The organism is Streptomyces beijiangensis (genome assembly GCF_017315755.1).
In the GTDB taxonomy this organism is placed as follows: domain Bacteria; phylum Actinomycetota; class Actinomycetes; order Streptomycetales; family Streptomycetaceae; genus Streptomyces; species Streptomyces beijiangensis.
The window spans coordinates 1-207 of record NZ_JAFLRJ010001092.1; the positions used below are offsets into that span (position 1 = coordinate 1).

The window sequence follows — 207 nt, forward strand, 5'->3', positions numbered from 1 at the left end:
GTGGATGCGCCGGTCGACCGGGTGCGGGCGGTGGTCGGCCATCGTGCACAGGTCCTCACCGGGGATGCGCGCCGCCGCGCCGATCCCGACGCGGGACAGGACGAGGAGGCGCTGGTGACGGTCGTCTCGGTGCTGGGAACGGCGGGCGGGGTCACGGTCTTCGTCTCGGTGTTCGTGGTCGCGTCGACCTTCGCCTTCTCGGTGGCG

General features: G+C 72.9%; 1 protein-coding gene. It reads left to right on the forward strand.

The window, feature by feature from the left end:
• A partial coding sequence (locus tag J0695_RS40695; RefSeq protein ID WP_206969834.1) for a hypothetical protein occupies nucleotides 1-207 on the forward strand: 207 nt, incomplete at both ends.